This is a genomic window from Streptomyces sp. NPDC004658, from assembly GCF_040609555.1.
In the GTDB taxonomy this organism is placed as follows: Bacteria; Actinomycetota; Actinomycetes; order Streptomycetales; family Streptomycetaceae; genus Streptomyces.
The window spans coordinates 1-5,998 of record NZ_JBEXKG010000271.1 but is presented as its reverse complement, the minus strand read 5'-3'; the positions used below and the strand labels follow the sequence as shown (position 1 = coordinate 5,998).

Genomic DNA, 5,998 nt, shown 5'->3' with positions numbered 1-5,998 from the left:
GGACGCAGCCGGTCGACGGCGCGCTCGGCGCGTCGCGCGGGCGGCTCGGGGTGCAGTTCGTGCAGCACCAGCAGATGCCCCAGCAACTCGTCCTCGACGAGCCGTGCGGCCGCCTGCTCCCCGGCCAGGTCGAGCACCCGGGCCAGGGCCTCGCCGTAGACCTCGGTCAGCACGCGCACGGCCTCGACGGCGCCGGCCGCCGCGGGACCGGGCGCGGACTCCAGCCCGGCCAGCAACTCGTCCAGCCGGGCCAGCCGCGCCTCGACGACCGGGTCCGTGAGCCGGCCGGCGTCAGCCATGGTTCGCTCCGTACGTCGGCGAGTGCACGGTGCTCAGCGTCCTGCCCTTGCCCATGTACATGTGCACACCGCAGGGCAGACAGGGGTCGAAGCTGCGCACGGTGCGCATGATGTCGACGCCCTTGAAGTCGTCGGGACCGTTCTCCTCGAAGATCGGCTGTCCCTGCACGGCGTCCTCGTACGGGCCCGGGGTGCCGTAGATGTCGCGCGGGCTGGCGTTCCACGGGGTGGGCGGGTACGGGTGGTAGTTGGCGATCTTCTGGTCCCTGATCACCAGGTGGTGCGAGAGGACACCGCGCACCGCCTCGTGGAAGCCGCAGCCGATCGCCTCGTCCGGCACCTCGTAGTCCTGGAAGATCTTCGTCTCCCCGGCCCGCAGCAGTTCCATCGACTCCTCCAGGAACTGCAGGGCCATGGCGGCGGCGTAGGCGACGAAGTAGGGCCGGGCCCGGTCCCGTTCGATGGTGTTGCTCCATTGGGGGATGCGCCACTCCAGGGTGGTCTCCGGCAGCTCCTCCCCCCTGGGCAGGGAGATGCGCACGCTGTCGCCGGTGGCCTTGACGTACGGCGTGTCGACCAGGGCGCTCAGCGCGGTCGACCACAGCCGGGCGAGCGGGCCGCCCCCGGTGTCCAGCGCGAGGTGCTGACCGGTCTCGGGGTGGTACCAGCGCGGGCTCATCACCCAGCTGTAGTTGCCGGCGAAGTCCCGCTTCTGCGGCACCGGGACGGTGGTCTGGTTCCAGGGGTGCCGCATGTCGACGGGGTTGCCGAGCGGGTCGTGGGTGACGAACGGCTGCTCGTTGACCCAGTCCTCGTAGAAGGAGCTGCCGAGCAGGACGCGCAGGCCGAGGTTGATGTCGATCAGGTTGTTGGTGACGAGCTTGCCGTCCACGATGATGCCGGGCGTGACGTACATCGCCTTGCCCCAGCGGTTCATGTTCTCGTAGCGGTAGTCGACCACGTCGGGGTTCTGCCAGGCGCCCCAGCAGCCCAGCATGATGCGGCGCCTGCCGACCTCCTCGTAGCCGGGCAGGGCCTCGTAGAAGAAGTCGAAGACGTCGTCGTTCATCGCCACCGCCTTCTTCACGAAGTCGATGACGCGCATCAGCCGGGCGAGGTAGTCGGTGAAGGTGTTGGGCTGCGGCATCGTGCCGACGCCGCCCGGGTACAGCGTGGAGGGGTGGACGTGCCGCCCTTCCATCAGGCAGAACATCTCCCGGGTGACCCGGCTGACCTTCAGCGCCTCCTTGTAGACCTCGCCCTCGAAGGGATTGAAGGCCCGCATGATGTCGGCGATGGTCCGGTAGCCGTGGATGTCGCCGCGGGGCGCGTCGGTGCGCTCGGCGCGGGCCAGCACACCGGGGTTGGTCGCCTTGACCATCGCCTCGCAGAAGTCCACGAACACCAGGTTGTCCTGGAAGAGCGTGTGGTCGAACATGTACTCGGCCGCTTCGCCCAGGTTGGTGATCTGCTCGGCCATCCGCGGCGGCTTGACACCGTAGGCCATCTGCTGGGCGTAGTTGGAGCACGTGGTGTGGTTGTCGCCGCAGATGCCGCAGATCCGGGAGGTGATGAACCCGGCGTCACGCGGGTCCTTGCCCTTCATGAACACCGAGTAGCCCCGGAAGAGCGACGAGGTGCTGTGGCACTCCACGACTTCCTGGTTGGCGAAGTCGATCTTCGTGTAGATGCCGAGGTTCCCGATGATCCGGGTGATCGGGTCCCAGGACATGTCCACGATCTGCGCGGGCTTGCGCCCCGTGACCCGGGTCGGGTCCTCGGTGGTCGTCATGTCGCTTCCTGCCCCTCGTTCGTCGTAGGCGTGGGTGGGTGCCGGCGCTCAGGGTCGCCAGTGCGGGTCGTAACCGGTGGTCAGCTCCGGTCCGTTGTGGTGCCACTTGGGTTCGCGGTTCACCGCGATGCTGGTCAGGCCGCGCAGCCGCCGGACGACGGCGCCGTACGGCTTGAGCAGCGCGGACGACAGGGCAGCGCCGGTCGGCTCGTCCATGAACGGCATGAACGCGTCCGGGAAGCTCGGCATGGTGCAGCCGATGCAGATGCCGCCCACGTTCGGGCAGCCGCCGATGCCGGCCATCCAGCCGCGCTTGGGCACGTTGCAGTTCACGACCGGGCCCCAACACCCCGTCTTGACCAGGCACTTGGGGGAGTTGTAGTCCTTCGCGAAGTCCGCCTGCTCGTAGTACGCGGCCCGGTCGCAGCCCTCGTGCACCGTCTTGCCGAACAGCCACTGCGGACGCAGCATGTGGTCCAGCGGGGGCGGCGGCGCGGCACCGGCCGCGTGGTAGAGCACCCAGATGAGGGTCTCCATGAAGTTCTCCGGCTGGATCGGGCAGCCCGGAACGTTCACCACCGGCAGCGCGCCCCGCGACCTGAAGTCCCAGCCCAGGTAGTCCGCGAGACCCATGCAGCCGGTGGGGTTGCCCGCCATGGCGTGGATGCCGCCGTACGTGGCACAGGTGCCGGCGGCCACCACCGCCCAGGCCTTCGGCGCGAGTTGGTCGATCCACCAGTTGAGGGTCTGCGGCTCGCCCGTGTCCGGGTCGTTGCCGAACGACGTCCAGTAGCCGTCGCCCTCGATGATGTTCTGGTTCGGGATCGAGCCCTCGATGACGAGGATGAACGGCGACGACAACTCCCCGCGTGCCGCCGCCCGGTAGGGAGCGAGGAAGTCCTCGCCGCCCAGGCTGGGGGAGAGCACCTTGTTGACCAGGTTCACTCTCGGCAGGCCCGGGATGAGTCCGGCGACCAGGTCCTCGATGCCGGGCTGCCCGGCGGCCGTCATGGACACGGTGTCGCCGTCGCAGCTCATGCCCTCGGAGATCCAGAGGATGTAGATCTCGTCGAACCCGTTCCCGCGCGCCTCGGACCGGCTGGGTTCACGCGTCACTTCGGTGGTGCCGCTCTGGGTGGTCATGTCGTCGGCCTCCCCTGCACTCGGTCTCGGAGTCGGTCGTAGGCGGCGGCCAGGGGGGCCGCGAGGGTCAGGGCGGGCGGCTGGTCGGGGGCGTGCGGGTGCGGGCGGGTCGGCGCGGTGGCCTTGGCCTGGCGGATCAGCTCGCCCAGCCGGTCCAGTTCCTGCGCGGAGACGGCCTGACGCAGCCGGGGCATGAGGGTGCCCTCCTCCTCCCGGATGTGCTCCGTCACCTCACGGCGCAGCTCCGCCACCAGCTCGCCGGTCCGCGGGTCGCCCTCGCCGAGCCGGTCGAGCGCGAGGAGGGTGTGCTTCACCCCCATGTGCTCGCTCAGGTGCTCGTCGATCTCCCGGTCGCCGTCCGGCAGCACCTTCCTCGCCAGCGGATACAGGAGCATCTCCTCCAGGGCCGCGTGCTTGGACAGCTCACGCACCAACAGCTCCACGACACCGCGCCGTTGCCGGTCGGAGGCCGCGGCCTCGTAGTCGCGGAACAACTGCTCGACCATCCGGTGGTCGTGCACGAGGACGTCAAGGGCGTCCATCGAACCGTCCCTTCTCCGGCCCGTCGGCCGGACGCTCGGGCGGCCGCGGGGACTGCGGCCGGATCGGCCGGCCCGGACCCGGTGGGGCGGCGGGGCCGAGCGGTTCGACCTCGTCGGGCCGGAAGTAGTGGAAACGGCCGTACCAGCCGTGGAGTTCGGCGGCCGGATCGTCGTCGACCGTGACCGCCAGGTGCCTGCTGCCGTCCACGTCGTGGAAGACCGCGGCCACCCGCGCGGTGCGCCCGGCCAGGAACATGTCCTGGGCGTCGGCGCCCCGGCCGCGCGGACACAGCCGCACCCGGCTGCCGCCGCCCACGGGCACGCCGTCCACCAGCACGGTGTCCGTCGCCGGGGACAGCCCGTCGTCGCCGCCCTCCTGCCACCAGGCGGGCCGTCCGGCGGCGGGGGCCGGCGGCCGTTCGCCGACGGGCGTACGCGGGGTCAGGGAGCGGATGGCGCCGTGCAGCCGGGAGAAGACCTCGCGGGGCATGGTGTCCACCCGGTCGAGGATCCGCGCGGCCCGCGGGTCGGTGGCCCGGGCCTCCGCCTTCTCCTCGTCGGTCAGCAGCATCGTGCGCAGCGTGAGGATCTCGTCGATCTCCGCCGCGTCGTGCAGATCGCCCGGGCTCTCCGGCGCCACCTGCGGATGGTCGGGAAGGATGATCGGCGCGGACAGCAGCAGCGTGCCCGTCGCCCCGTCACCGCTCGCGGACTCGGGCGGTGTCCCGCCCAGCACCGGGAACGTGAACGCGTTGCGGCAGCCGCGGACCTGCTCCGCGAGAGCGGCCGGGGGATCGATCAGCGACACGAACTCCACCGCGTCGCCGGTCAGGAGGGTGTGCGTGGCGAGCAGGGCCTGCCCCAGCACCGCACTCCGGGAGGCCCTCGGGTCCGGCGCCTCGGCGGTGTTCTCGGTGCGGACCCGCAGCCTGCACAGCCCGGGACCGAGCCGCTCGGCGGTGACCGTGGTCCCGGCCCGCACCTCCCGGCGCCGGCGCACCGTCCGCCCCGCCCCCGCCGGCAGCGGCTCGTACTCCGTCCCGGCCGGCGCTCCCACGGCGACGGTCCGGCCGCCCCGCAGCAACTCCTCCACCGGCAGCACCACTTCGGTCTCGCGGGGCACGGCCTCCTCGAACGACAGGTGGGCGGTGCCGTCGGCCGTCCGCAACGACGCGACCGGGCGATGCGCCCCGTCCCCGTCGGCCGCCTCCACCTGCTTGTGCTGGAGTTGCAGGTACCGCACCCGCACCCGGACGGCCGCGTCGGCGTCCCGTACCCGCAGCACACACTCGGTCTGCTGGTACCAGGAGTCGGCGGAGCCGGACACCCCCGGCGTGACCGGCCCGTCCCGCTCCACCCAGTTCCGGGGCAGCAGCACCCCGAACTGCCAGCGGACCCGGTTCTTCGCCGAGGACCGGCGGTACGGATAGAGCAGATAGCCCTCGTACAGCACGGCGTCCGCGACGGCACTCAGCTGCGCACAGGCCCCGCCGGTTCCGTTCGCCATGCCCTCTCCTCACCACTGGTGCGCCCGTGGACTTCCACCCCCACGGTCACACCGGTCGCGTCCGCCCGCCCCTCCGGCGCACCGTCATTGCGCCGGACAGGGGAGAACACGCGTGCGTCAGGCGGTACGGGCGAGGTCCAGGCAGCAGCGGACGAAGTCCCGTACGACCGGGTTCCGGTCGTCGGCCGGTGCCCAGGCCACGGCGACCCGGGACGGGCTCACCCCGGTGACCGGGCGGTAGACCACGCCGGGGCGGGCGTAGAACCGGGCGGCGGACGCGGGCGCCAGAGCGACGCCGTAGCCGCTGGCGATGGCGCTCAGCCAGTCGTCGGGCTGCTCGGTGACCGCGCCGATCCGGACCGGGCGGCCCTCGCGCTCACCGGCGGCCAGCCAGTGGTCGCGCCAGGCGCCGGTCTCCGGCGGTGCGGCCACGAACGGCTCGTCCCACAGCTCCCGGAAGGCGATCTCCGCCCGGCCCGCGAGCCGGTGCGTGCTCGGCAGCGCCACCCAGCGCTCCTCGCTGAACAGCACCTCGACCCGCAGCGCGTCCTGACCCGGGAACGGCAGCCGCAGCAGCGCCGCGTCCACCTCGCCGTCGGCCAGACCGGCGCTCGGGTTCGTCCAGGCCGCCTGCCGCAGTTCGGCACGCCATCCGGGCCGCCGCCGGGCGAACTCGGCGACGATGCCCGGCGTCGCCTCGTTGGCCGCGCTCGCG

At 71.9% G+C, this 5,998-nt stretch carries 5 protein-coding genes and 1 pseudogene; all 6 read right to left on the bottom strand.

What is annotated here, in order from left to right:
• A pseudogene (locus ABZV94_RS39515) lies at positions 1-299 on the bottom strand (NifU family protein); the annotation flags it as partial.
• Positions 292-2,091, bottom strand: a complete 1,800-nt coding sequence (locus tag ABZV94_RS39510) for a nickel-dependent hydrogenase large subunit (protein WP_356349578.1) — start codon at positions 2,089-2,091, stop codon at positions 292-294. The gene ABZV94_RS39510 and the pseudogene ABZV94_RS39515, both read right to left, overlap by 8 nt.
• Positions 2,092-2,139: 48 nt before the next feature.
• The gene (locus tag ABZV94_RS39505; RefSeq protein WP_356349576.1) at positions 2,140-3,234 is read right to left on the bottom strand and encodes a hydrogenase expression protein HypE; all 1,095 of its coding nucleotides are present in this window, start codon (positions 3,232-3,234) and stop codon (positions 2,140-2,142) included.
• Entirely contained in the window at positions 3,231-3,776 is a 546-nt protein-coding gene (locus tag ABZV94_RS39500) for a hemerythrin domain-containing protein (protein WP_356349574.1), read from the bottom strand. The genes ABZV94_RS39505 and ABZV94_RS39500 overlap by 4 nt, the downstream gene beginning before the upstream one ends.
• A complete protein-coding gene (locus ABZV94_RS39495; RefSeq protein WP_356349571.1) occupies positions 3,763-5,283 on the bottom strand; it encodes a hypothetical protein in 1,521 nt (506 codons plus the stop codon). Before ABZV94_RS39495 ends, ABZV94_RS39500 begins: the two co-directional genes overlap by 14 nt.
• Positions 5,284-5,400: 117 nt before the next feature.
• Positions 5,401-5,998 (bottom strand): LysR family substrate-binding domain-containing protein (locus ABZV94_RS39490; protein ID WP_356349568.1); only part of this gene is annotated, 598 nt, incomplete at its 5' end.